The organism is Pseudomonas sp. P42, assembly GCF_017973755.1.
Lineage (GTDB): Bacteria > Pseudomonadota > Gammaproteobacteria > Pseudomonadales > Pseudomonadaceae > Aquipseudomonas > Aquipseudomonas iridis.
The window spans coordinates 503,743-527,114 of sequence record NZ_JACOPU010000004.1 but is presented as its reverse complement, the minus strand read 5'-3'; the positions used below and the strand labels follow the sequence as shown (position 1 = coordinate 527,114).

The 23,372-nt window shown below is 60.3% G+C and carries 22 protein-coding genes; 12 read left to right on the top strand and 10 right to left on the bottom strand.

Going from position 1 to position 23,372, the window contains the following annotated elements; all coding sequences use genetic code 11:
• Positions 1–12 precede the first annotated feature (12 nt).
• The gene (locus tag H8B20_RS15580) at positions 13–1,404 is read left to right on the top strand and encodes an FAD-dependent oxidoreductase (protein ID WP_210623770.1); all 1,392 of its coding nucleotides are present in this window, start codon (positions 13–15) and stop codon (positions 1,402–1,404) included.
• Between the two features lie 69 nt (positions 1,405–1,473).
• On the opposite strand, the gene H8B20_RS15575 is transcribed toward H8B20_RS15580, so the two are convergent.
• Positions 1,474–2,883, bottom strand: coding sequence for a type VI secretion system Vgr family protein (locus tag H8B20_RS15575; protein WP_210623769.1), 1,410 nt, complete (start codon positions 2,881–2,883; stop codon positions 1,474–1,476).
• Between the two features lie 221 nt (positions 2,884–3,104).
• On the opposite strand from H8B20_RS15575, the gene H8B20_RS15570 reads away from it, so the two are divergent.
• On the top strand, positions 3,105–3,809 hold the full coding sequence (locus H8B20_RS15570) for a YebC/PmpR family DNA-binding transcriptional regulator (RefSeq protein ID WP_042559931.1): 705 nt from the start codon (positions 3,105–3,107) through the stop codon (positions 3,807–3,809).
• A 125-nt stretch (positions 3,810–3,934) separates the two neighbouring features.
• Here the strand turns inward: H8B20_RS15570 and H8B20_RS15565 are convergent, their stop codons facing one another.
• Positions 3,935–5,248 (bottom strand): leucine-rich repeat-containing protein kinase family protein, encoded by a 1,314-nt coding sequence (locus H8B20_RS15565; RefSeq protein ID WP_210623768.1) that lies wholly within the window; start codon positions 5,246–5,248, stop codon positions 3,935–3,937.
• A gap of 127 nt (positions 5,249–5,375) precedes the next feature.
• On the bottom strand, positions 5,376–6,506 hold the full coding sequence (gene zapE / locus H8B20_RS15560; protein ID WP_210623767.1) for a cell division protein ZapE: 1,131 nt from the start codon (positions 6,504–6,506) through the stop codon (positions 5,376–5,378).
• Between the two features lie 286 nt (positions 6,507–6,792).
• On the opposite strand from zapE, the gene H8B20_RS15555 reads away from it, so the two are divergent.
• From H8B20_RS15555 to H8B20_RS15525, 7 genes are all read left to right on the top strand, one after another.
• Positions 6,793–7,314 carry a Csu type fimbrial protein gene (locus tag H8B20_RS15555; protein WP_210623766.1) on the top strand — a complete coding sequence of 174 codons (522 nt, stop codon included), beginning with the start codon at positions 6,793–6,795 and terminating at the stop codon, positions 7,312–7,314.
• Positions 7,315–7,419: 105 nt separating this feature from the next.
• Entirely contained in the window at positions 7,420–7,953 is a 534-nt protein-coding gene (locus H8B20_RS15550; RefSeq protein ID WP_210623765.1) for a Csu type fimbrial protein, read from the top strand.
• A 20-nt stretch (positions 7,954–7,973) separates the two neighbouring features.
• Positions 7,974–8,510 (top strand): Csu type fimbrial protein, encoded by a 537-nt coding sequence (locus tag H8B20_RS15545; protein ID WP_210623764.1) that lies wholly within the window; start codon positions 7,974–7,976, stop codon positions 8,508–8,510.
• A 4-nt stretch (positions 8,511–8,514) separates the two neighbouring features.
• A complete protein-coding gene (locus H8B20_RS15540) occupies positions 8,515–9,015 on the top strand; it encodes a Csu type fimbrial protein (RefSeq protein WP_210623763.1) in 501 nt (166 codons plus the stop codon).
• Between the two features lie 34 nt (positions 9,016–9,049).
• Complete coding sequence (locus H8B20_RS15535; RefSeq protein WP_210623762.1) at positions 9,050–9,838, top strand: fimbrial biogenesis chaperone; 789 nt, start codon at positions 9,050–9,052, stop codon at positions 9,836–9,838.
• 78 nt (positions 9,839–9,916) lie between these two features.
• Positions 9,917–12,274, top strand: coding sequence for a fimbria/pilus outer membrane usher protein (locus H8B20_RS15530; RefSeq protein WP_210623761.1), 2,358 nt, complete (start codon positions 9,917–9,919; stop codon positions 12,272–12,274).
• The gene (locus H8B20_RS15525) at positions 12,271–13,242 is read left to right on the top strand and encodes a Csu type fimbrial protein (RefSeq protein WP_210623760.1); all 972 of its coding nucleotides are present in this window, start codon (positions 12,271–12,273) and stop codon (positions 13,240–13,242) included. Before H8B20_RS15530 ends, H8B20_RS15525 begins: the two co-directional genes overlap by 4 nt.
• 23 nt (positions 13,243–13,265) lie before the next feature.
• Here H8B20_RS15525 and H8B20_RS15520 read toward each other — a convergent pair whose 3' ends face one another.
• Both H8B20_RS15520 and H8B20_RS15515 read right to left on the bottom strand, forming a co-directional pair.
• Positions 13,266–14,021 (bottom strand): anti-sigma factor family protein, encoded by a 756-nt coding sequence (locus tag H8B20_RS15520; protein WP_210623759.1) that lies wholly within the window; start codon positions 14,019–14,021, stop codon positions 13,266–13,268.
• Positions 14,018–14,524 carry a sigma-70 family RNA polymerase sigma factor gene (locus H8B20_RS15515; protein ID WP_210623758.1) on the bottom strand — a complete coding sequence of 169 codons (507 nt, stop codon included), beginning with the start codon at positions 14,522–14,524 and terminating at the stop codon, positions 14,018–14,020. Before H8B20_RS15515 ends, H8B20_RS15520 begins: the two co-directional genes overlap by 4 nt.
• A 270-nt stretch (positions 14,525–14,794) precedes the next feature.
• Here H8B20_RS15515 and H8B20_RS15510 point away from each other — a divergent pair, with 270 nt between their 5' ends.
• Both H8B20_RS15510 and H8B20_RS15505 read left to right on the top strand, forming a co-directional pair.
• Positions 14,795–15,901 (top strand): catalase family peroxidase, encoded by a 1,107-nt coding sequence (locus H8B20_RS15510; RefSeq protein ID WP_210623757.1) that lies wholly within the window; start codon positions 14,795–14,797, stop codon positions 15,899–15,901.
• On the top strand, positions 15,898–16,443 hold the full coding sequence (locus H8B20_RS15505; RefSeq protein ID WP_047301987.1) for a cytochrome b: 546 nt from the start codon (positions 15,898–15,900) through the stop codon (positions 16,441–16,443). The genes H8B20_RS15510 and H8B20_RS15505 overlap by 4 nt, the downstream gene beginning before the upstream one ends.
• On the opposite strand, the gene H8B20_RS15500 is transcribed toward H8B20_RS15505, so the two are convergent.
• From H8B20_RS15500 to H8B20_RS15490, 3 genes are all read right to left on the bottom strand, one after another.
• Positions 16,440–17,639: an MFS transporter gene (locus tag H8B20_RS15500; protein ID WP_115147305.1), complete on the bottom strand. Its 1,200-nt coding sequence runs from the start codon at positions 17,637–17,639 to the stop codon at positions 16,440–16,442. The two genes, H8B20_RS15505 and H8B20_RS15500, sit on opposite strands and share 4 nt — an antisense overlap.
• A gap of 152 nt (positions 17,640–17,791) precedes the next feature.
• Positions 17,792–18,943 carry a M14 family metallopeptidase gene (locus H8B20_RS15495; RefSeq protein WP_210623756.1) on the bottom strand — a complete coding sequence of 384 codons (1,152 nt, stop codon included), beginning with the start codon at positions 18,941–18,943 and terminating at the stop codon, positions 17,792–17,794.
• Between the two features lie 469 nt (positions 18,944–19,412).
• A complete protein-coding gene (locus tag H8B20_RS15490; protein ID WP_042559920.1) occupies positions 19,413–19,751 on the bottom strand; it encodes a DUF6124 family protein in 339 nt (112 codons plus the stop codon).
• A gap of 130 nt (positions 19,752–19,881) precedes the next feature.
• Here H8B20_RS15490 and H8B20_RS15485 point away from each other — a divergent pair, with 130 nt between their 5' ends.
• Positions 19,882–20,541, top strand: coding sequence for a LexA family protein (locus H8B20_RS15485; RefSeq protein ID WP_210623755.1), 660 nt, complete (start codon positions 19,882–19,884; stop codon positions 20,539–20,541).
• Between the two features lie 39 nt (positions 20,542–20,580).
• On the opposite strand, the gene H8B20_RS15480 is transcribed toward H8B20_RS15485, so the two are convergent.
• Together H8B20_RS15480 and H8B20_RS15475 are read right to left on the bottom strand one after the other, a co-directional pair.
• Entirely contained in the window at positions 20,581–22,530 is a 1,950-nt protein-coding gene (locus H8B20_RS15480) for an acetyl/propionyl/methylcrotonyl-CoA carboxylase subunit alpha (protein ID WP_210623754.1), read from the bottom strand.
• Positions 22,530–23,345 carry a gamma-carboxygeranoyl-CoA hydratase gene (locus H8B20_RS15475; RefSeq protein WP_042559917.1) on the bottom strand — a complete coding sequence of 272 codons (816 nt, stop codon included), beginning with the start codon at positions 23,343–23,345 and terminating at the stop codon, positions 22,530–22,532. The genes H8B20_RS15480 and H8B20_RS15475 overlap by 1 nt, the downstream gene beginning before the upstream one ends.
• Positions 23,346–23,372: the final 27 nt, after the last annotated feature.

Here is a 23,372-nt window from a genome sequence, read left to right as displayed (position 1 = left end):
TGGAGAAAACCCATGAGACCGTTTTGGCTGGAGCAGGCCCTGCAGGCCGACACCTCCGAAACCTGCCCGCCGCTGCAGGGCGAAGTGCGCACCGACGTGTGCATCGTCGGCGGTGGTTATACCGGGTTGTGGACGGCGATCATGCTCAAGCAACAAAACCCCGAACTCGATGTGCTGCTGATCGAAGCCGACATCTGCGGCGCCGGCGCCAGTGGGCGTAACGGCGGGTGTGCGCTGTCGTGGTCGGCCAAATATTTTACGCTTGAGCGCTTGTTCGGCGTTGAGGAAGCGGTGCGTCTGGTCAATGAATCCGAACGCAGCATTCATGCGATCGGCGAGTTCTGCGAGCATTACGGCGTCGATGCCGACTACCGGCTCGATGGCACGCTTTATACCGCGACCAACCGTGCGCAGGTCGGTTCGACTGACGCGGTAATCGCTGCGCTTGAGCGCAACGGGATCAACTCGTTCACTCAACGTCCGGTGGCTGATGTGCAGCGCATGGCCGGTTCCAGCAAGCATCTGGAAGGCTGGTTTTCGCCGGCAGCAGCCAGTGTGCAACCCGGCAAACTGGTGCGCGGGTTGCGCCGTGTAGCACTGGAGTTGGGCGTGAAAATTCATGAAAACACGGCAATGACCGGTTTGGAGGAGGGCCGACCAGCCCGCATTCGCACGGCCAACGGCAATGTGCAGGCAGACCGCGTGGTATTGGCGATGAACGCGTGGATGGCCCGCGCCTTCCCGCAATTCGAACGCAGTGTGGCGATTGTTTCCAGCGACATGCTGATCACCGAACCGCGTCCGGATCTGTTGCAGGAAATCGGCTTGACCAGTGGGGTCACCGTGCTCGATTCACGGATTTTCGTGCACTACTACCACAACACCCCGGATGGCCGGATCATGCTCGGCAAGGGCGGTAACACCTTCGCCTTTGGCGGGAGGATGTTGCCAGTGTTCGATCAGCCATCGCCTTACGCGGACCTGCTCAAAACGAGCCTGGGCGATTTTTTCCCGGCGTTTGCCGATGTCAAAGTCGATGCGACCTGGAACGGCCCGTCAGATCGCTCGGTCACCGGTTTGCCGTTCTTCGGTCAGATGAGCAGCAGTGGCAATGTGTTTTACGGTTTCGGCTATTCCGGCAGCGGCGTCGGCCCGTGTCACATGGGCGGGCAGATTCTGGCGTCACTGGTGCAGGGGCTGGACAATCCGTGGACGCGCTCGCCGCTGGTCAACGGGCCGATGGGTTATTTCCCGCCGGAGCCAATCCGCTACCTCGGATCGTTGATGGTGCGTAACGCCATCCGCCGCAAGGAGCGCGCCGAAGACCATGGCCACCGGCCCCGGCATCTGGACGTGCGCCTGGCCAAATTTGCCGCGGCGGCAGGCAAGGCTGACAAGGGCTGACAACCGCATGACCGCAAAACACCCCTATCTTGTAGGCGCTGCCTTCGCCAGCTCCTACAGAGGTTCAGGTCACAGGTGGGTACCGTTGAGCAGCCAGTCGAGCAACAGACTGCTGTCAGTCGCCGACGGTGTTTCGCGGGGTGTGGGATTGCGTGTGTTGCCCAGGCACAGGATCGGCCGGTCCGGATCGCTGTCGAGAAAACTCACCCACACTTCACTGCCTACGCTGGGCAATTCATCTGGCGCGATTCGACCGTTGGCCCGAGTCATGGCGATGGGTAGCCAGATGGCTTCGGTGTCGGTGTCGGCGACGGGGGGCGATTGTGGTTGCGATGGCCACAACCTGACGGCGATCTGCCCTTGCGCATCGAGCCGCGCAGGTTGTCCCGGAGTTCCCAGCACTTGCGCCAGGTGATAGCCCGCAATGCTCGGTCGCGGTTGCTGAAGTGGCGGGCGATAGTCGGTTGACCACGGTTGGGCAGTGAAATCGTTGTAGTAACGGTGCACCGTCGCTGCCGGGTCCAGAATCGATGGATGTTGCCCGTGATGGCGCAGGCGGGTGATGCGCCATTGTTCGTTGAATTGGCTGATCGGATGTTCCGTCACCTGCAACAAGTGCCCGCTGAACAAACCGATGCAGTCACTGCGGCCATTGATTGACCGGTGTTGGCAACGTTGTCGTTCCAGATGGCGACGACTGCGTTGTTCACTGTGGCGTTGCTGCGGCGAAGGCATCGGCAGCAACGGTTTTGACGGGGGCTGATTGGCCGCATCCCCGTCGGCAGTGTGTAGCCCTCGATTGCGCACGGCGTGCAGCGTCGGGATGGGCTCGGCGTGGTGGTGCTGGTACAACGAGCTCACACAGGGCGAGGACGCTTGTTCATCCTCCATGAACGGTACCAATGATGGTTCTTGCGGCAGACTCAGGCTGTCATCGGCGAACACGACAACATGCCCGTGGGTGCTGTGCTCGAAGTGATAGTGGATGCCTTCTTCTTCGCAAAGCCTGTGTATCAGCGCCAGATCGCTTTCCTCGAACTGCACGCAAAACGGACGCACCGGATACTGACCCACGGTCATTTCAATTCGGTAGCTGTCGGCCGGCAGGGCGTTTTCAGCGAGCAACCGTTCAAGAATCTGCGGCACGCTCAGTTGCACGAACACCCGCCGTTTGCTCGGCTGCGCCATCCGTTGCAGCGCCGGGACCACGATCAGTCGATAACCGATGCGGTGCGCTCCGCGATGTTCGCAACTGGCACTGTCGATCATGCCGTGAATGCCGTGATGGTCGTCCAGACGCAGAAATATCGGCTGCTGCACCAGCGTGCCCGGCGTCACGGCGGGGGCGAGGCCGATCAGTTCGATGTCGAAGCGGTAGGGTTGGTTGAGCGCTTCCTCGCCATTGAAACGCACCACCGGCAGGCATAATCCACTGTCGGTCAGGGTGAGGGTAAACGGACTTTCCTTGTCATTGAGCATTCGAACAGGCTCTGTCAGGCGATACGGGCCTCAGAGGGTACGAAACCGCAGCGCTGAATGGTCATGTCAAAGGTGGTTTTCAGAATCGCCCTACAAGGTCCGGCGAAGATGTCGATTCAACATTGGATTTTTTTGGTCGATTGCCGACTTTAGGCCGTATAAACTTGGCGCCACGCGTCGGCCAATAGATGTCTCGGCGCCACAGATCAAGAGAGTGAGTAATGGGCGCACAGTGGAAGGTTAAACACAAAGAAGCGGCATCCAATGCCAAGGGCAAGATCTTCGGCAAACTGGTGAAAGAAATCACCATTGCTGCGCGTAACGGTGCCGATACCGCGACCAACGCGCACCTGCGTCTGGTAGTCGAACAGGCCAAGAAAGCCTCGATGCCGAAAGAAACCCTCGACCGCGCAATCAAGAAAGGCGCGGGCCTGCTGGGCGAAACCGTGCAATACCATCGCGTGACCTACGAAGGTTTCGCCCCGCACCAGGTGCCGTTGATCGTCGAGTGCGTCACCGACAACATCAACCGCACCGTGGCCGAAATTCGCGTGGCGTTCCGCAAGGGCCAATTGGGCGCTTCCGGTTCGGTTGCCTGGGACTTCAACCACGTCGGCATGATCGAAGCCTCGGCAGACACTCCGGACGCCGATCCGGAAATGGCGGCGATCGAAGCCGGTGCCCAGGATTTTGAGCCGGGTGAAGAGGGCGCGACCCTGTTTATCACCGATCCGACCGACCTCGACGCGGTGCAGAAAGCCCTGCCGGAACAAGGCTTCACCGTGCTGTCGGCCAAGCTCGGCTACCAGCCGAAAAACCCGGTCAGCGGCTTGAGCGATGAGCAGATGGCTGAGGTTGAAGCGTTCCTCGAAGGCCTCGACAACCACGATGACGTGCAGGATATGTTTGTGGGTCTGGCTGGCTGATTTGTTTACTCAGTAGAGCCGCCACACAGGCAAGCCCGCTCCCACAGGTATGGCGTCGTGCACACACTATGTGATCGCCATAAACCCTGTGGGAGCTAGCCTCCCAGCGATTGACCGTGCAGCGGTCACAGCTGTTGCAATACCTCAATCACCTCACTGAACCCCGGCCGCCCCAGCACATCGGCCTGAGAGCAACGCTGCGCCAGCTCTTCAAGCACCTCACGTCGCTCATTGCTCAGTCCCGAGTCGATCCGCGCCAGCAATTCTCCCAGCAAGACCCCGAACGCCCGTACTTCGATGCGCTGCAGCGCCCGCGTTTCCATGCTGTCGGTGGTGGAATGAAACGACGCTGCGCCGAAATCCCCCAGTAAACAATCACCCTGATCGTTCAACAGAATGTTGTGTCCGTAGAGATCACCATGGGTGATGCCTTGCTGATGCAGATGCTCCGCTGCCGACGCAATGCCCATGGCAATGCGCAGTGCAACCTGTGCGCTGAAGCGCCGATCCTCGGCATAGACATCCCGCGAGCAGGACGCCAGGCTCGGCAGTCCTGCCAGGTTGGCAAAGCTTGGATCGATCAGTTGCATGACCAAACCTTGCTGGCCGTCGGGATGGCCATGGATGCGACCTTCAATTCGAATCAGATTCGGGTGCAACCCGGCCGTGATGCAGGCGTTCATTTCATGCAGTGGTGAGCCATCGCTGGTCATTTCGCCTTTGTACAGCTTCACCGCAACCGGCGTCACCGCACCATCGGCGCGTTGCCAGGTCGCACGGGAAATGACCCCGGAGGCGCCTTCGCCCAGTTGTTGCTCCAGACGCAGCGCCGACCAGTCGATCTGCGGCGTGGCTTCAAGCGCCGCGGCGTCGGCTTCGGTTTCCAGCGGATTGCCAGCGTAGGCCAGCCACGTCAGGCTCGGCAACGTCAGCAGCCAGTGTGGCAACTCGGTCAACTGGTTGGCGGCGATGCGCAGCAGTTCCAGTCGGTGGCAATGACTCAGCGACGACGGCAGCGATTGCAGGCGATTGCCGGCCAGCATGAGTTTTTGCAGGTGCGCACGTTCACCCAGTTCGCTCGGCAAGGTGTCGATGCAGTTGTCCGTCAGGATCAGCCAGCGCAGCAGCGGTGGCAGGGCGGCGCCAGGGACGTCGGCGATGCGGTTGGCCTTGAAGCCAATCATCGTCAGGGCCGTGCATTGGCCAAGGCAGGCGGGCAGCGCGGTGAACTGGTTGTCGGAGCAGAACAGCACGCGCAATCGAGTCAGACGATGCAGGTCATCCGGCAGGCAACTCAAGGCGTTGCCACTGAGATTGAGGATTTCCAGGGTGTCGGCCAGATCGAAGATTTCTGCCGGGAACTCGGTCAGGCCGCAGGACAGGTCCAGCCGCGTGATGCCCGACAATTCGCCGGCGCGCAATTGAGCAAGGGTATGCATGAAGGAATTCGCAAATAGAGGGGTCGCTGAGAATGGGCGACATGATAGCGGCAAAGCTGTGGTTTGAAATTTTATCGGATCTTGACTCGGCTTTAATGGTGGGGGTCCCTCAGGGAATTGATGCAGGTCAGCCCGTGCTGTGTTCTTCCTGCAACTGCCCCAGCCGGCTGCGGGTGCGGGCCAGATCGATAACCTGACCCGCCAGGCTTTCGCCCAGTGGCAACCGACCGAGCAAGGTCAGGTGCTTGTCCTGGTCGTAGAGCACGTCGATCAAATTGATGAACCGCTGCTGTGCGGCGATCGAGCATTCGCCCAGCTCCGGCAGCCCGTCGATGATCCAGTTGTCGAAGCGTCGGCACAATTGCAGATAGTCCATGACCGCCGTCGGCTGTTCACACAGGTCAGCGAAGGTGAAGCCGACGCGGCGATCCTCGCAAAAACGTGCGCGAAACGGCCGGGTGCCAACGGTTAACGAAATGGCGGGTGCATCTTCCGTCGGCAGGTTCAGCGCCTCACGCTGAGCGGGCGTGGCTGGCCACACGTAGCGTCCCTGAGTGAAAACCTGATGCGCATGGTTGCGCATCTGACTGCGGTAGTCGTGAGGGCCACCGACCTCCATGACCTGCATGCGCGAGTTGATCAGCTCGATTACCGGTTTGAATCGCGCATGGTAAAGCGGATTGGGCAGCAGGCCTTCGGGCGGATAGTTGGAGGTCACCAGCAGCAGAATCTGCCGCTGGAACAGCGCTTTGAACAGGCGGGTGATAAGCATCGCGTCGCCAATGTCATGCACATGAAACTCGTCGAAACACAGTACCCGACAGTCCAGCAGCAGTTCATCCAGCGTTATGGCCAACGCATCGTCCTGTTCGCGATGGCTGAACATGCCTTGATGCAACTGCGCGAAAAACTCATGGAAATGCAGGCGGCGTTTCTGCGTGATCGGCAGCGCCTGAAAGAAGCCATCCAGCAGCCAACTCTTGCCGCGCCCCACGCTGCCGTGCAGATACAGGCTCGGTGGGGTTTGCGCTGTTTCGTCGAGCAACAGACTGGCCTGCTGCGCCATGCAGTCGATCACTCGCAGCTGGCTGTGGCTGAGGGTGTAACCCTGGCCGTTGGCCTTGTGGCGGAAGTAATCGCGGATCAACTGGGCGCTGGCGTCATGGCCTGCTTTGGCAGGCGTGCCTTTACCGAACAAACGGCGCAGCACCGGCCAGTGCTGGGTCAGTCGCGATCGTTTCGGCGGATGGGCGGGCACTTTGGTTTACTCCGTGTTCAGCGAGCCGGCGCCCAGGAGCGCCGCGGCGTAGTTTAACCGGGCGCGCCGCTGGCCTACTACCGTGGCAGATCGAGAGTGGTCGGTGACTGAACAATGTTGTGCGTCCGCGTACGGCTATTTTCGGCGGCAGGGTCGGCAGTTTGCCAACCTTTCGAAACATATTCCGGAAGATCCCTGGATCCAATCGACTGGCGCAATCGCGGTCTGTTGCTAACCTGAAAAACATGATCGGCTTTTGGGCGATCCACCGGCAAGGAATGGGACAGTGAATGCAAGGGTGGTCATGGGCCTGCTGGGTGTGTTTGTTGCGCCTGCATACGCGGCAGATCTTCAGGTCGAGGTGCGCGTCGATGTGCAGCGCGGCTGCCAATTGATCGGCCAGCAGCGGGATGCCGGAATCGAGCAGTTGGGTGTGCTCGATTTCGGCAGCACTTCGCGGCTGGACGATCCAGCGGGGCCACTGTCGGCGGCGTTGATCAATCAACGTCTGCCGCGTCTGGAATGCAACCCGGACACGCCTTATCAGCTGCGCGTCGATGGCGGTTTGCACGGCGGCGTGGGTGAGGTTCGCTACATGGCTGGCACGGCTGACAGCAAGCCTATCGCGTATCGCTTGTATCAGGACGCAGCGCGGCGGGTGCCGCTGGTGGTGGATGTACCGGTCAGCGGGCGCGTGCCGGACACGGGCACGGTGGAGCTGCCGTTGTATGCGCGGATCGAACGGCTGGCCGAGGTGCCACGGGTCAGTCGCTACTCGGATCTGCTGAAAGTCACGGTCACCTGGTGATTACCAGATTTCAAATGGCATCCCGCTGGATTCGGGTTGCGCAGGGAAGGCGTTCAATGATGAACGCAGTGGTTGAGTCATCCTAAAGGAGCAGGGACGGGCGCAATGACAGGCAAGTACCGGATGGTCATGGTGGCAGGCACGCTCGCGTTACTCGCTGACGAAACGCAAGCGGCGATGGGCGGGCAGATCAATGCGCGGCTGATCCTGATTGCCGGCTGCGAAGTGACCAATACCGCCACCCCTCAAAGTCCGGTCAGCGACCTCGGCAAACTTGATTTCGGCCTGCAGGGCCCGACCTGGGACGCACCGATCAAGGCCAGTCTCGACGGCGACAGCAGCGGCAAACTCAACGTCGCCTGTAACCCTTCGGTAACCGGATTCACCGTCACTATCGACGGCGGCGCACACGGTGACGGTGCCACCCGGCGACTGAGCAACGGCCGCCAGACCATTCCCTATCAGTTGTTTCTCGACGCCTCCGGCAATCAGAGCTACAGCATCGGCCAACAACACAATTTCGCTGTTACCAGCGGTGCGCAGATACCCATTCCGGTATTTGGCTCGGTGGTGGCGAATACCCGCGCGGTTCCGGCAGGTGTCTATACCGACACCCTGACGGTGACGCTCGACTGGTAACCCCGTAGAGGACGGACACCATGCGTACGTGTACATCAAGGATAGGTTTGTCGCTGCTCGGTCTGGCGCTGGTTTCCAGTGCCAACGCCGCCACCACCGTCACCGGGCAGATCACCTCCAGCCTGATCCTGATCAGCAGCTGTCAGGTCAACGGTGCCAGTGGTTCCAGTGGTCTGAACTTCGGTGCGTTGAACTTCGGCACCGCCAACAGCCTGTTCACTACCGCCACCGGGCAGGTGCTGGGCGGTGGCGGCGGGGCACTGTCGATTCTCTGCTCCAGCGGCACTACACCGACGGTCAAGGTGCGCGCGGGCTCCCACGACGGCATGTCGCCGGGTGGGACGCGAGCGCTGTACGACGGCGTTGCCAACTATGTGCCGTACGACTTGTATACCGATGCCGGGCACTCGCAGCTGCTGGCAATCGACGGCACGATCAATCTTGCCGCCAGCACCGGCGTGGCTCAGACCGTCAACCTCTATGGTCAGGCGGTGGGCAAGGCTGGCCTGCCGGCGGGAACCTACACCGACACTGTCGCTGTTGAACTGACGTTCTGATGCCATGCGCCGTCCGGCCGGCATCGCGCTCCTTCTGCTCTCTGCGGCCAGTGCGCCGCAGTCGCTGACGGCAGCGACCAGTCAGAGCTTTCAGGTCAGCGCTACGGTGACGGCGGGGTGTCTGGTGGTGGGCGGAGGGGCGAACTATGGAGGGTTGAATTTCGGTTCGCGTTCGGCCTTGGCCACCGGCACGGTGCAAGTCGCGCTGACTGGCGGTGTGCAACTGCAATGCACTCCGGGTGTGAGCCTGAACATGAGCATCGACGGCGGCCAGTACAACAGCAGTGGCCGGCACATGCAGGTCAATAGCGGCAGCGCGCGGGTGGCATATGCGCTGTTTCGCGACGCGGCGTACAGCCAGAGCCTGGGCATCGGCCAGAGTGTGGCGGTGGCCTACAGCGATGCGAACAACATCAGCCTGCCTGTTTACGGTCAGGTGCAATTGCCGGGCAATCAGCCCGGGGGGACGTACAGCGACGTGTTGCAGGTGCAACTGACGTGGTAAGACGACGTTTGAGTGGCTGACAAGGAGCAGGTTTATGGGGGCAGTTACATCACGGCATTCGCGGGTTCAGTGCGCGATGTTGGGGTTGGTCATGCTCGGGGCCAGTCACGCGCAGGCCGCCAGTTCGGTGCTGATCTGGCCGATCGATCCGGTGCTTGAGGCCGATCAGCAGGCCAGCGCGCTGTGGCTGGAGAACCGTGGCAGCGAGACGGCCAATCTGCAGATTCGGGTATTCGGCTGGAGCCAGAACGGTTTCGAAGAGCAGTACCAGAATCAGCGCGACGTGATCGGCAGTCCGCCGGTGGCGAAAATCGAGCCGGGACAGAAGCAACTGGTGCGCCTGACTCGCACCAGAGACGTGCCGCCGGGCCAGGAACTGGCCTATCGAATCATCATCGACGAAATCCCTTCCGCGCAACCGGCCTCCCCTGAAGGCGGCAAGACAGCGGCGGCCATTCGTTTCCAGATGCGTTACTCGGTGCCGCTGTTTGCCTACGGCGCGGGCCTGTGGAGCAAAGAGGACAGCACCCGGCCGCGTGACCCCAAGGGCATCGGCCTGCCGCAGTTGAGCTGGCGCACGGTGGCGGTGGAGGGCCGACCTTATGTGGAAGTGCGCAATCAGGGCGCAGTGCATGCGCGTTTGACTGACGTGACCATCAGACAGGGAGGGCAGAGCAAGCCACTGGCCGAAGGGCTGCTGGGTTATGTGCTGCCGGGCGCCGTGATGCGCTGGCCGGCACCGGGCGCGATGGCGGGTGATTCGGCTTTGCAGGTGCGGGTCAATGGTGCGCCGCAGGTGCAGAGCATCAACCCGGCGCGCTAATTGAGTCGAGTCCGCTAAACCGGCGTCGGCTAAAGCAGTATCAGGAGGATTCAGTCCATTGACGGACGTAACACACGTATGAGCCCGGGATGGGCTCGCCGTATTCCGCGTGCGTTGTGGCTCATGACCGGCGCATGTTGCCTGGTGTTCGTTCAATCATCGGAGGCCGGCGAGCTGCCGCCACCGCCCAGCGGCATGGAGGCCGTGAGTGATGCACAGCTATTTTTGGAACTGGTGGTCAACCAGATGAATACCGGACGCGTGGTGGCGGTGGAGCAGCGTGACGGGCGGCTGTTTCTTGCGGCCACGGCATTGCGTGAAACCGGGATGAAACTGCCCGACAGTCTCGGCGCCGAGGTCGACCTCGACAGCCTAACGGGGCTGCACAGTGATTACGACAGCGTTGGCCAGCGTCTGCTGCTGGATGTGCCCCCGGAGTGGCTGCCGGAGCAGTTTATCGGCAATCGCGAAGTCTATCCGCGTACTCCGGCGCTTAGCAGTTTCGGCGCGCTGTTCAACTACGATCTGTACCTCAACGACACCGATGACGCCGGCACTTATCTGGCGGCCTGGAACGAAGTGCGGGTGTTCGACAGTTGGGGCACGTTATCCAGCACCGGCCAATACCGGCGGACGATTTCCAGTGATTCGGTGAATACACTGAACAACGGCTACCTGCGTTACGACACCACCTGGCGTTACTCCGATGATGAGCGAATGCTCACCTACGAGGCCGGCGACGTCATCAGCGGTGCTTTGCCGTGGAGCAGTTCGGTGCGGCTGGGAGGGGTGCAGTTTTCCCGGGATTTCGCCGTGCGTCCGGATCTGGTGACTTACCCGTTACCGCAATTTGCCGGCGAAGCGGCGGTGCCGTCCTCGGTGGATCTGTTCATCAATGGCTACAAGTCCAGCAGCGCCGACCTGCAACCGGGGCCTTATACCCTGACCAACATTCCCTTCATCAACGGCGCTGGCGAAGCGGTGGTGGTGACCACCGACGCACTGGGTCGGCAGGTGTCGACCACGGTGCCGTTTTATGTCACCAGCAGCTTGCTGCAAAAGGGGTTGAGTGACTTTTCGGTGGCCGCGGGTACGCTGCGTCGCGATTATGCACTGAAGGATTTCAGCTACGGCCCGGGTGTGACGTCCGGCAGTCTGCGTTATGGCGTCAGCGACAATTTCACTTTTGAGAGTCATGCCGAGGCCGCTGAAAATCTAACCCTCGGCGGGATCGGCGGCAACCTGCAACTGGGCAACTTCGGCGTGCTGAACAGCGCCATGAGCCAAAGCCGTTTCGACGGCGAGGGCGGTCAGCAGGTGAGCCTCGGCTATCAGTACAACAACCAGCGCTTCAGCTTTTCTTACCAACGCTTGCAACGTCACGATCAATACGCCGACCTGACCGTGGTCGACAGCCCGTACATCAGCCTCAGCCGCCGCAGTGAGCAGGCCACCTTGAGCCTCAATCTCGATCGTTGGGGCAGCCTCGGCGCCGGTTATTTCGATGTGCGTGCCGCTGACGATTCGCGTACGCGGCTGCTCAACCTGAGCTGGAGCAAACCGCTGTGGCGCAACAGCAGTTTCTACCTGTCGGCCAACCGCGAGGTCGGCGACAGTAACTGGGCGGTGCAGGCGCAACTGGTTATTCCGATCGATCTGCGCGGCAGCCTGGCGATCAGCAGCGAGCGCAGCAAGACCGGGCAGAACCGGCAACGGGTCAACTACAGCCGGGCGGTGCCAACCGAAGGCGGGGTGGGTTTCAATCTCGGCTACGCCAAGGGTGATGGCGCCGATTACCGTCAGGCCGACGTGACCTGGCGTCTGCAGTCGGTGCAGTTGCAGGCCGGTGTCTATGGCACATCCGATGCCGAAACCCGTTGGGCTGATGCCAGTGGCTCGCTGGTATGGATGGATCGTCAGGTATTCGCCGCCAACCGCATCGACGACGCCTTCGTCGTAGTCAGCACCGATGGTTTTGCCGACATCCCGGTGCGCTACGAAAACCAGCAAGTGGGCCAGACCGACAAAAACGGTCATCTGTTAGTGCCATGGAGCAGCGCCTATTACCGCGGCAAATATGAAATCGATCCGCTGAACCTGCCGCCGAATGTGCGCAGCCCTAATGTCGAGCAGCGCATCGCCGTCCGCCGTGGCAGTGGTTATCTGCTGGAATTCCCGCTGACGCGTGTCATCGCTGCGAGCATCATTCTGGTCGACCCTCAGCAGCGTGAATTGCCCTTGGGCGCGGGCGTGCTGCATGAACAAAGCGGTTCGCGGACGGTGGTCGGATGGGATGGCCTGGTCTATCTGGAAAACCTGCAAGCACAGAACTCGCTACAAGTGACCCTTGCGGATGGCAACATCTGTCAGGCGCAGTTCAGTGTCGACATGAACCAGAGTCAGGTGCCGTTGATCGGTCCGCTGGTGTGCCGATGAGCCGCGTGCGCGGGCTGCTGGGTTTTGCGTTGTTGCTGCCGGGAGCGGTGCAGGCGGCTTGCTCGGTCGTCGGCACCACGCCGGCGGCGTTCGGCACGCTGAGTTCGATCGCCGTGCGCACCACGTCGCAGCCCAGTTCCACGCTCAATGGCGGGTTGAGCTGCACTGGTTCACTGCTGTCACTGCTCACCAGCAACGATCACTTCTGGGGCACGGTCTCCTCGACGCAAAGCGGATTGCTCGGGCCGACCGGCGACGTCATCAGTTACACGGTGTACGCAAATAACAGCACCAGTTACCCGCTGACTCGCGGCACGGCCTACGACTTCGCTCGCAACGGCATCATCGACGCCTTGGGCTTGTTGAACGGCACGGCGCCGAAAACCCTGCCGCTCTACTTGCGCACGACCATCGGCAGCAACGTCGCCGCCGGTGTGTACACAGAAACCCTGAGCATTTTCTGGAACTGGAATTACTGTTCGGGGATCGGCATTGGCGCCATCTGTCTTGGGCGCGACATCAACAGCGGTACGACCACGTTGACGGTAAACCTGACCGTCTCCAACGATTGCACGATCACCGCGCCAAACATCGCCTTCGGCAGTGCACCGGTGGTCAGCGCCTTCACGCCGGTAACCGGGCAGACCATCAATCTGGCCTGCACCAAGGGCAGTGCCTACACCGTGAGTTTGAGCGACGGGCAAAATCCGCTCAGCGTTGGTGGGCGACGACGGATGATTTCCGGCGGTAACTATTTGGCTTACGACATCTTCAAAAGTGCCGGGACGACGCGTTGGGGCAGTGTGGGGGCGGAGCGACGGATGAGTACCGATGCTGAGGTAAACCCAGGCAACGGGTTGGGCACAGGCAGTCAGATTTTCAATTACAACGCGAAGATCTACACCGACCAGCCCACGCCGCCGGCAGGGACATATGTGGACAATGTGGTGCTGGATGTGGGCTTTTGAACCGACCACTCCTGCGTTGATTTTCAGAATTGCAGCGATTGCTTGAGCAGTGGCGCGGCCGGGGTATCAACCGGACTGACCATCGCATAGTTGTAACCACCGCCTGACCAGTAGTCCGCCTGCAAATCCCCATCACTGCGACTGCCCCTCGGCAAGAAGGTGTTTTTCGGCCCAGGCGGTCGCACATAAAAACTGACCTTGTGCCCACTCGCATCTTCATACATCACCATCGCCGCCGGCCCTTCATCGGTACTCAGCAAGCGCCCGCTGACGGGCTCAAACCCCGCCGCCGTCAAATCTGGCAAGCGACTGACCTGAGTGAAATAACGATCAAGCCAGCGCTGCATGTCGCCAGCTCCATCGACCTTGTAATCCGCGGGCAGCATGCCTTGCTGGGCAATCAACCGATAGGCCTGCAGGGCGTCGGTCATGGGTAGCACGGAGGCTCGCACGAGGGTCATTTCCCGTGCCTGCCAACCGCTGAAACCACCGACGCTCACTGCGATCAGTAGCACCGCCGCGCTGGCCAGATGGCGGCGCGACTGACGCTGGCGGCGCAGTCGAATCATCGCCGGATCAAGCGCCGGATTGGCCGGTTGCTGCAATGCGCCGCTCAGTGCCGCACGCAGCTGCTGGGCGTCCTGTTGCCAGCCACGAACCTGTGCGGCGTCGTCCGGATGGGTGGTCAGCCAGGTTTCCAGCACGCGCCGGTCGGCGTCGCTGAGTTGGTGGTCGACGTAGGCGTGCAGGTCACGCTCGCTGGGAGGCATGCTGATCATTTGAGTATCCGCAAAGAAGGACTGATGATTTCGCCGTCGCTGAGTTGGCGCAAAGCCTGGCGGGCGCGGGACAGGCGCGACATCACGGTGCCGATCGGGGTGTCGAGAATCTCGGCGACCTCTTTATAGGAAAGGCCCTCAACCGAAACCATCAGCAGCAGCGCGCGCTGTTCGCTGGGCAGGCGGTCGAACGCTTGCAGGGTCGATTGGGCGATCACGGTGCGCTCAGTCGACGGTTCGGCATCGTCGCGACCGGTGAAAAACTCGAGCATCCGCGCGTGACGGCGCGAGCGGCGATGGGCATCGAGAAACTGCCGGTAGAGGATCGAAAACAGCCAGGCGCGCAGATCACCTTCTTCGCGCTTGCCGCCCCAACTCGACAGGGCCCTCTCAAGGCACGCCTGCACCAGATCGTCGGCGCTGCTGCTGTTGCGCGTCAACGAAACGGCAAAGCGCCGTAGCCTTGGGATCAGTTCACGCAGTTGTTCGTCTAGCTCGTTCATGGCGAGGGGCTGCTCTTTGCCGAAAGGCGATGTTGAGAAGAAAGACGTCCCTCAAGGATGGTTATTCCATCCGCCGGTTTGAAAATTTTTTCTCCCTTCTTCGTAAGATAGTTCGCTGCGCGTTGTAAGCCGCGTAATGCATTCAACTTTCCTGCTCAACGCATCAGCAAACGCAGTGACCTGAAAGAAACTACAGTTCAAAGGGAATAATCCTACGAGGCGTGCGTCTCATAGCACCTTTCCCTATGGCCGATGGCCCTGGAGTCTTTCATGGTTGATCGCAGCTCACCCAACGCGGCACCACCCGGCGGGCCGCAACGCCCGCCATTGAGTGCCGCGAGCCTGGTATTGCGTCTTGGCGCCATTGCCGTGGTAGTCGCCGCCGTGGCCGGGGCTTTTGCCTACGTTAATGGCACCTTTGACCCACAACGTCTGACGCCCAAAGCGCTGGTCGATGTGTTGGAGAAGAACAACGGCGTGCATCCCGGGTTTCGCCGTAATCACGCCAAAGGCGTGTGCGTGATCGGGCATTTTGAGAGCAGTGGCGAGGCGCGAGTGTTCTCCACCGCGCAGGTGTTCAACGATCCGCGCACGCCAGTGGTCGGGCGTTTCGCGCTGCCGGCGGGCAATCCTTATGCACCGGACAGCAGCGTGCCAATCCGCAGCCTGGCGCTGCGATTCACTCAGGCCAATGGTCAGCAATGGCGCACCGGGATGAACAGCATGCCGGTGTTCCCGGTTGGCACGCCTGAGGCGTTCTATCAGTTGCAACAGGCGCAGTCGCCGGATCCGGCCACCGGCAAACCGGATCCGACCAAGGTGCCAGCCTTTTTTGCAGCGCACCCGGAAGCTGTGCCGTTTCTGACGTGGGTGAAGACCGCCAAGCCATCCGCCAGTTACGCCACTGAAACGTATAACAGCGTCAACGCGTTCTATCTGGTAGACGCCAGTGGCAAAAAACAGGCCGTGCGCTGGAGCATGAAACCCTTGGCGCAGGACACTGCGGGTGCCACTGCGCCTGAGGGGGGCGATTTTCTGGAGAAAGACCTGGTGCAACGTTTGGCCTCCGCACCGTTGCGTTTTCAGTTGAACATTACCTTGGCCAATGCCGATGACCCGGTGAACGACGCCAGCAAAGCCTGGCCAGAGGGGCGCAAGGTTCTGAACGCCGGCACCTTGGTGCTGGAGCGAACCCAGCCGCAACTGAGCGGCGAGTGCCGCGACATCAACTACGATCCGCTGGTGCTGCCGGCCGGGATTCAAGGTTCCGACGATCCGTTGCTTGCGGCTCGCTCCGCCGGTTACGCCGATTCCTACCTGCGACGCACCAGCGAAGTCAGCCAGTTGCCCGCCGCCAAACAGGAGGCTCGTCCATGAGCGCTCAACCGACTCATTTCGCGCTGCTGGCGCGGCTGCTGCATTGGCTGATGGCGCTGATGATCATCGCCATGCTGTTTATTGGCGCCGGCATGGTCACTTCGGTTTCCGAGCGGCATGAATGGCTGATCCATCTGCACAAGCCATTGGGTATTGCGATTCTGGCGCTGGTGATCGTGCGTCTTCTGGTGCGGTTTTCCACTCGGCAACCGCCGCTGCCCGCCGATTTGCCGAACTGGCAAGTGATGGCGGCCAAGGCATCGCATGTATTGCTGTATGCGCTGATGCTGGTGTTGCCGTTGCTCGGGTGGGCGATGATCAGTGCGTCGGGCGAACCGGTGATGCTCAGCAGTTCGCTGCTGTTACCGTCAATTGTGCCAGCCGATGCGCAGTTGTTTGCGTTGCTGCGCAAGGCCCATGGGTATCTGGCATATCTGTTGTTCCTGACAGTGCTGCTGCACCTGGCGGCGGCGCTGTTCCATGGCTGGGTGCGCCGCGACGAGGTGCTCGACAGCATGTTGCGCGGGCGTGATCGCCGTTAGCCTGCCTGAGTGGCGCATTGTGAAGATGCGCCACTTCTCAGCGTCAGGTACCAGTACGCCAAGGCCAGGGCATTGATGCCCGCGCCCAGCCAGCACACGCCGATCCATCCGGCCCACGCATACATGGCGGTAGAGCCGATCGAACCCAGCGCGCTGCCGATCGAATAGAACAACATGTAACCGGCGGTGAGGCGGCTTTGTGCTTCCGGGCGTACGCTGTAGATCATGCTTTGGCTGGTGACGTGCACGGCTTGCAAGCCCAGATCGAGGGTGATTACGCCGAGTAGCAACGCCCACAGCGAGGATTGGGTGAGGGCGATCGGCAGCCACGAGCCGAGCATCAACAACAGCGATAACCCACTGACCCACTGGCCGAGACCTCGATCAGCCAAATGCCCGGCGCGGGCGGCGGCCAGCGCGCCTGCGGCACCGGCAAGTCCGAACAAGCCGATTTCGCTGTGGGAAAGTGACAGCGGCGGGGCGGCTAGCGGCAGCACCATCGGCGTCCACAGCACCATGGCGCTGGCGAAAGTCAGCAGGGCGAGCATTGCGCGCTGACGCAGAACGGGCTCCTCCCTGAACAAACCAAAAACCGAGATGATCAATGCACGATAGGTTGTCGTCGGCTGCGGACGTTCTTTTTTGGGCAGCACGTGAAACAGCAGTAAAGCGATCAACAACGTCAGCCCCGCCGACAGCAGATAAATTGCCCGCCATCCAGCCAGATCGGCCATGGCGCCTGCGACCGTGCGCGCCAGCAAGATGCCGACCACGATGCCGCTGGTGACCACGCCAACCACGCGCCCGCGTTGTGCCGGGATCGCCAGCGTCGCTGCATAAGCCACTAATACTTGCGTTACCACGGCGAGCAGACCGGTCAAGGTCATGCCGATCAATAGCCACAGGCTGCTGGGTGCCAGCGCGATCATCAGTAACGCCGCGGCCGATAGCAGCGTCTGCGCGACGATCAATCGTCGTCGGTTGAGCAAATCGCCAAGTGGCACGAGCAATACCAGGCCGACGCCGTAACCGACCTGAGTCAGGGTAATCACGATGCCAATGGTTGCCGGCGACATGGCAAACGCTTCGGCCATCGCGTCGAGCAGCGGTTGCGCGTAATACACATTGCCCACGGCCAGGCCACAGGCAACGGCAAAGAGCAGTATCACGCTGTTGTTGAGTGAATGAGGTTTCATACCCAGCTTCCTTTTAGGTTTCAAATTAAAACCAGAATCACATTATGTAATCTGGTTTCGTTTTGCAACCTGATCGAGCAAGACTGTGCACTGCACAAAACAAAAGATCGCAGACAAGCTGCGATCTTTTGCGGATTACCGAGAGCGGGGGGTCAACGCAGGGTGTCGATCATGTCGGCAATGGTGGTCAGCACGTCTTTGCCCAATTGCTTGGAGCGTTTGCCCGACCAGCCGGTGTGTTGATCTGGATGGTCGTCGTGATCCTTGAACGGCATTTCCAGCGTCAGCGACAGGCAATCGTACTTCTGACCGACGCTGTTGCACGCCAGGGTCATATTGGCCTGGCCCGGTTCGTCGCGGGTGTAGCCGTACTTGGTCTGGAAGTCTTTGGTGGTGTGCTTCAAGTGGTTGCGGAAATGTTCTTCGAGCTTCTCGATCCGCGGTGTGTAGCCCGGATTGCCTTCACAACCGGCGGTAAACACGTGCGGGATGGTTTCATCGCCATGAGCGTCGAGAAACAGATCGACACCGTATTTTTCCATTTGCTGTTGCACGAAAAGCACTTCAGGGCTGACCTCCTGAGTGGCGTTCTGCCAGGCGCGGTTCAAGTCCTGGCCCATGGCATTGGTGCGCAGGTGACCATGGAACGCGCCGTCCGGGTTCATGTTCGGCACCAGGTAAAGATCGGCGCTGGCGAGCAATTTGTTCATGACCGGATCATCGTGTCTTTCCAGGCGCTCGATCACGCCTTCCATGAACCATTCGGCCATGTGTTCACCCGGGTGTTGCTGGGCGATGATCCAGATTTTGCGCTGGCCTTCGGCACCTGTGCCTTTGCGCAGCAATTGGATGTCGCGGCCTTCGACGCTCTTGCCGGTGGCCAGCAGTTCGGTGCCGGCTTTGGTCAGGGCCTGCTCGATCAGCCAGTCGTGACGGCCACGGCTGTAAGGTTCGAAGTAGGCGAACCAGGCGTGGGTCTGGGTGGCTTCAAGGGAGAAACGCAGGCAGTCGCCTTCGAAGATCGTCGGCACACGGAACCAGTTGACGTGATCGTAGGAGGCCACTGCCTGATAGCCTGGCCAGCCTTTGCTGTAAGTCGATTGACTGGCGTTGTTCAGGCGAAACCAGTGCTCCTGGCCAACATGCAAGCCGCTGGCCTTGAAGTGAAACCACTGGAAATGCGCGCTGCGGGTGTCTGGGCGGATGGCCAGAACCGGGTTGAGCGGATTACTGATATCGATGACTTGGATATTGCCGCTGTCGAAATTGGCGCTGATGTCGAACGAAGATTTGGCCACGGTCATAATCGGTTCCTGAATATGATTTTTATGGCCGTTACTTTACACACAAGATGGACGTGAAACCGAGTGCAATTGTGGTGTGGAGGCGGGGGCGTCCTCCATGACGCGGATGCAGCTTAGAGTGTATGCGATTGATTCTCAAGTGCTATCTGTTGTTAGTTTTCCCCAATGCAGCCGGGCTTGTCTTGCCAATCGATATTCTTTTGATATTATCCGCGCCATCGAATTTGCGGCATCTAAAGACTTCATTAGCCTGAAGCTATAAGCCCAAAAAAATGGGCAAAAAAAGACCCGGCAAAAAGCCGGGTCAAAAACCGTGATTAGCCTGATGAGGAGATAGTCCAGAAGACCGACCTAAGGTCTCTGGTCCATCGACTGATCTCGCGACCAGCTGAATGCAATAATAATCATTATCATTTGCAAGTCAAATGTTTTCATCTGCACGATAGGAAAATTCTTTCCTCTCGCGCTTTCAGGTTTCCTCGCCATCAAGCGAGTGGTCGACCATCGCGCGCGCCATATCCACCATGTGCACCACAGAAAATGCCAGGTCACGGCTCGCGCCCTGCAGGTTTTCTGCTGCCTTGAACGCAGTGGCTGCTGCGCATCGCAGTAGATCCGATGCGTGCACCAGCGCTTCCTCGCCGCTGAGATGGCGCCTCACATCGAAGAAGCGCTCATCGACTTCGGGCTCTGACACAGCCGGTTTCAAGTAATAGTCCAGTGCTCGCTGTGCCGCGGCATTGCCTTGTGGCGAGGTGAACGTGGTGTCCATTTGCAGATCGGGCAAGTCTTTGCTGCTTATATTCATGATGACGGCCACTCCTTGTTCGATTGAAAATCCGTGCTTTCAGAATAGTACGAAGTGTAGTTGTGACTAAAAATTAAATACTACAATTTGTGTTTTGTCGTGCGGAAGGCCTCCGCGTAAGGTGCTGCACATGGATAAATGGATTGAGTTGGTCAAGGCCAAGATGAGTGAACTCAAAATCACTCAAACAGTGCTCGGAGAGCGCGTCGGTATGTCCCAGGGAGGGATCGGTCATTGGCTGAACAAACGTAGGGAACCGGGCATCACTGAAATGAATCGCGTGCTGCATGCGCTGGGCATGGAATATCTGGAAGTGGTGGTACTGATCCGCGAGCAGCAGGAGACGCCGGAGGATGAGATGCCGCTGGCGCAGAAGTACAACCCGTACTTCCGTTACCCTGTCAGTGACTGGCGAACGCCGTGCGAGGTGCGCGAAAGCGGACAGCCAGCCTATGCGCCCGCGCCCGATAAACAACGCTTCGAACTGACGGATTACCACGCCCGAGGTGCTGCGTTCTGGCTGACGGTGACGGGGGATTCGATGACCGCGCCCAGTGGCATAAGCATTGCTGAAGGCATGCTGATTCTGGTGGATCCAGAGGTGGAGGCGGTGCCCGGCAAGCTGGTGATCGCGCAGTGGCCGGGAAGCGACGAAGCGATTTTTCGAAAACTCGACGAAGAGGGCGGCCAGCGCTACCTGGTGCCGCTCAATCCGACCTGGCCGAAAGCCCTGTTTACCGATGAGTGTCGAATTATCGGCGTAGTGGTTCAGGCAACGGCGCGTTTTTAGTCAGATCGATCCTCGCCAGGCGTAGGATCGATCTTCATTTCACACAGCTTCCAGCTCAACCAAAGCGCTGCCTTCGCTAACCATTTCGCCTTCCTGGCAATACAGTGCCTTGATCACGCCGGCGTGTGGTGCGCGGATGCTGTGTTCCATTTTCATGGCTTCCAGCACCACCAGTTGCGCCCCGGCCTCAACCGATTGACCTGCTTCAACCAGAACCCGCACGATGCTGCCGTTCATTGGCGCAGTCAGTCCGCCTTGATGACTGTGGCTGGCTTCGACAGCGCTGATCGGGTCGTACGACTCGATACGCCGCAACTCGCCTTCCCATTGCAGATACAGTGAATCGCCCTGACGGATAGCGCGCAAGTCACGACGCACCCCGTCGTGCTCGACAATCAGTGCTTCACCCAACAGTCTGGCGGTGCTACCTGCACCCAGCGTCAACGCGCGATCCTGGCCCTCGCAACTCAAGTGCAGGGTGATTTCCGGCGGCAGACCCGCGCGCAAACCGCTATTGCGAGCCCATGGCGAACTCGGGTCATCAGCCCGCGCAATGCTCGGCAGGCTTTGCGCAAACGCCTGCGCCGCCACATTCCAGAACGCATCACTCAGCTCGCCCGGAGCCGGCAACAGTTGCTCCTGATAACGCGGAATAAAACCGGTATCCAGTTCCGCCGCCGCGAACGCGGGGTGAGCGATGATCCGCCGGAGAAAATTGATATTGGTTTTCAAGCCGCCAATCGCAAACTCATCGAGCATGCTCAGCAGCCTCAGACGCGCCTGCTCACGATCTTCGCCCCAGGCAATCAGCTTGCCGAGCATCGGGTCGTAGAACGGCGAAATCTCGTCACCTTCTGCGACGCCGCTATCTACCCGCCGCCCCGGACCATCGGCTGATTCGCGATACAGGGCCAGACGTCCGGCGGCGGGCAGGAAGTCATTCGACGGATCTTCGGCATATAACCGAACTTCAATGGCATGGCCATTGAGCGGCACTTGCTCCTGAGTGATCGGCAACGCTTCACCACGCGCAACGCGGATCTGCCAAGCAACCAGATCCAGGCCGGTAATGGCCTCCGTCACGGGATGCTCAACCTGCAGTCGTGTATTCATCTCCATAAAGAAGAATTCGCCGCGAGCATCGAGCAGAAATTCTACGGTGCCCGCGCCCACGTAGCCGATCGCCTGCGCCGAACGCACAGCCGCTTCACCCATCGCGCGGCGCAGCTGCGCGGTCAGACCCGGTGCCGGCGCCTCTTCGACAACTTTCTGATGGCGGCGCTGAATCGAGCAATCACGCTCATTGAGGTAAAGGCAGTTGCCATGCTGGTCGGCAAACACCTGAATTTCCACATGGCGTGGCTTGAGCAGGTATTTCTCCACCAGCATTCGCGAGTCGCCGAACGATGACTGTGCTTCACGTTGAGCGGAGGCGAGGGCTTCGGCCAGTTGGCTGACGTCCTCGACGACTTTCATGCCTTTGCCGCCACCACCGGCAGTGGCTTTGAGCAGCACCGGATAACCGATGCGTTCACAGGCGTCGCGGAAGGTGTCGAGGTCTTGCGCTTCGCCGTGATAACCCGGCACCAGCGGTACCCCAGCCGTTTCCATCAGCGCTTTGGCAGCGGATTTGCTGCCCATGGCGTCGATGGCCGAGGCGGGCGGGCCGAGGAAGATCAGACCCGCGGCTTCGATGGCGCGAGCGAATCCGGCGTTCTCGGAAAGAAAACCATAACCCGGATGAATCGCCTGTGCGCCGCTGGCCTTGGCCGCTGCGATCAGTTTGTCGATTTGCAGATAACTGTCGGCCGCTTTGCTGCCGCCCAGATCAACGCGGATATCTGCTTCACGGCTGTGTCGCGCATCACGGTCGGTAGCGCTGTGCACCGCGACGGTGGTCAGGCCCAGGGCCTTGGCGGTGCGCATGACCCGGCAAGCGATTTCGCCACGATTGGCCACCAGCAGGGTGGTGAGAACAGGTGCGCTCATCAACGCGGCTCCTTGGTGGTGGTTGCGGCTTGCCAGCTCGGCGGACGTTTTTGCAAAAAGGCGCGCAAGCCTTCCTGACCTTCAGGGCTGACGCGGATGCGGGCTATGGCGTTTTCGGTGTAGCGGCGCAGGGCTGGTGTCAGCGCGCCATTGCCGACCTCACGCAACAGATCCTTGCTGGCGCGCATGGCGGCCGGGCTGTTGAGCAGCAGATTGTCGATCCATTGTTCGACCTGTTGCTCAAGCTCTGCGCTGGGATAGCTCTCGGACAACAAGCCGATTTCCCGCGCACGCTGGCCACCAAAACGCTCGGCGGTCAGGGCATAGCGGCGTGCTGCGCGCTCGCCGATGGCCTGCACCACAAACGGACTGATCACTGCTGGCGCCAGGCCAATACGCACTTCCGACAGGCAGAACTGCGCATCATCGGCACCAATCGCCATGTCGCAGCAACTGATCAGACCCAACGCGCCGCCGAATGCTGCGCCTTGCACCACGGCCAGGGTTGGAATCTTCAGTTTGGCCAGGTTGTACATCAACTCCGCCAGTTCCCGAGCATCGTCGAGGTTGGTGTGATAATCGAGTTCGGCCGATTGCTGCATCCAGGCCAGATCGGCGCCGGCGCTGAAATGCTTGCCGCGCCCGCGCACCAGCAAGAAACGCAGGCTGGCGTCGCTGGCAACCTTGTCGAGGGCGAGGATCAGTTCGCGGATCATTTCGGCGTTGAAGGCGTTGTTCTTCTCTGCACGGTTGAGCCACACAGTCGCAAATCCGCGTGGGTCGCTGTGCAGTTCGAGGGTGTTGAAGTCGCTCATATTCATCCGTCTCCACGGTTCTTGTGG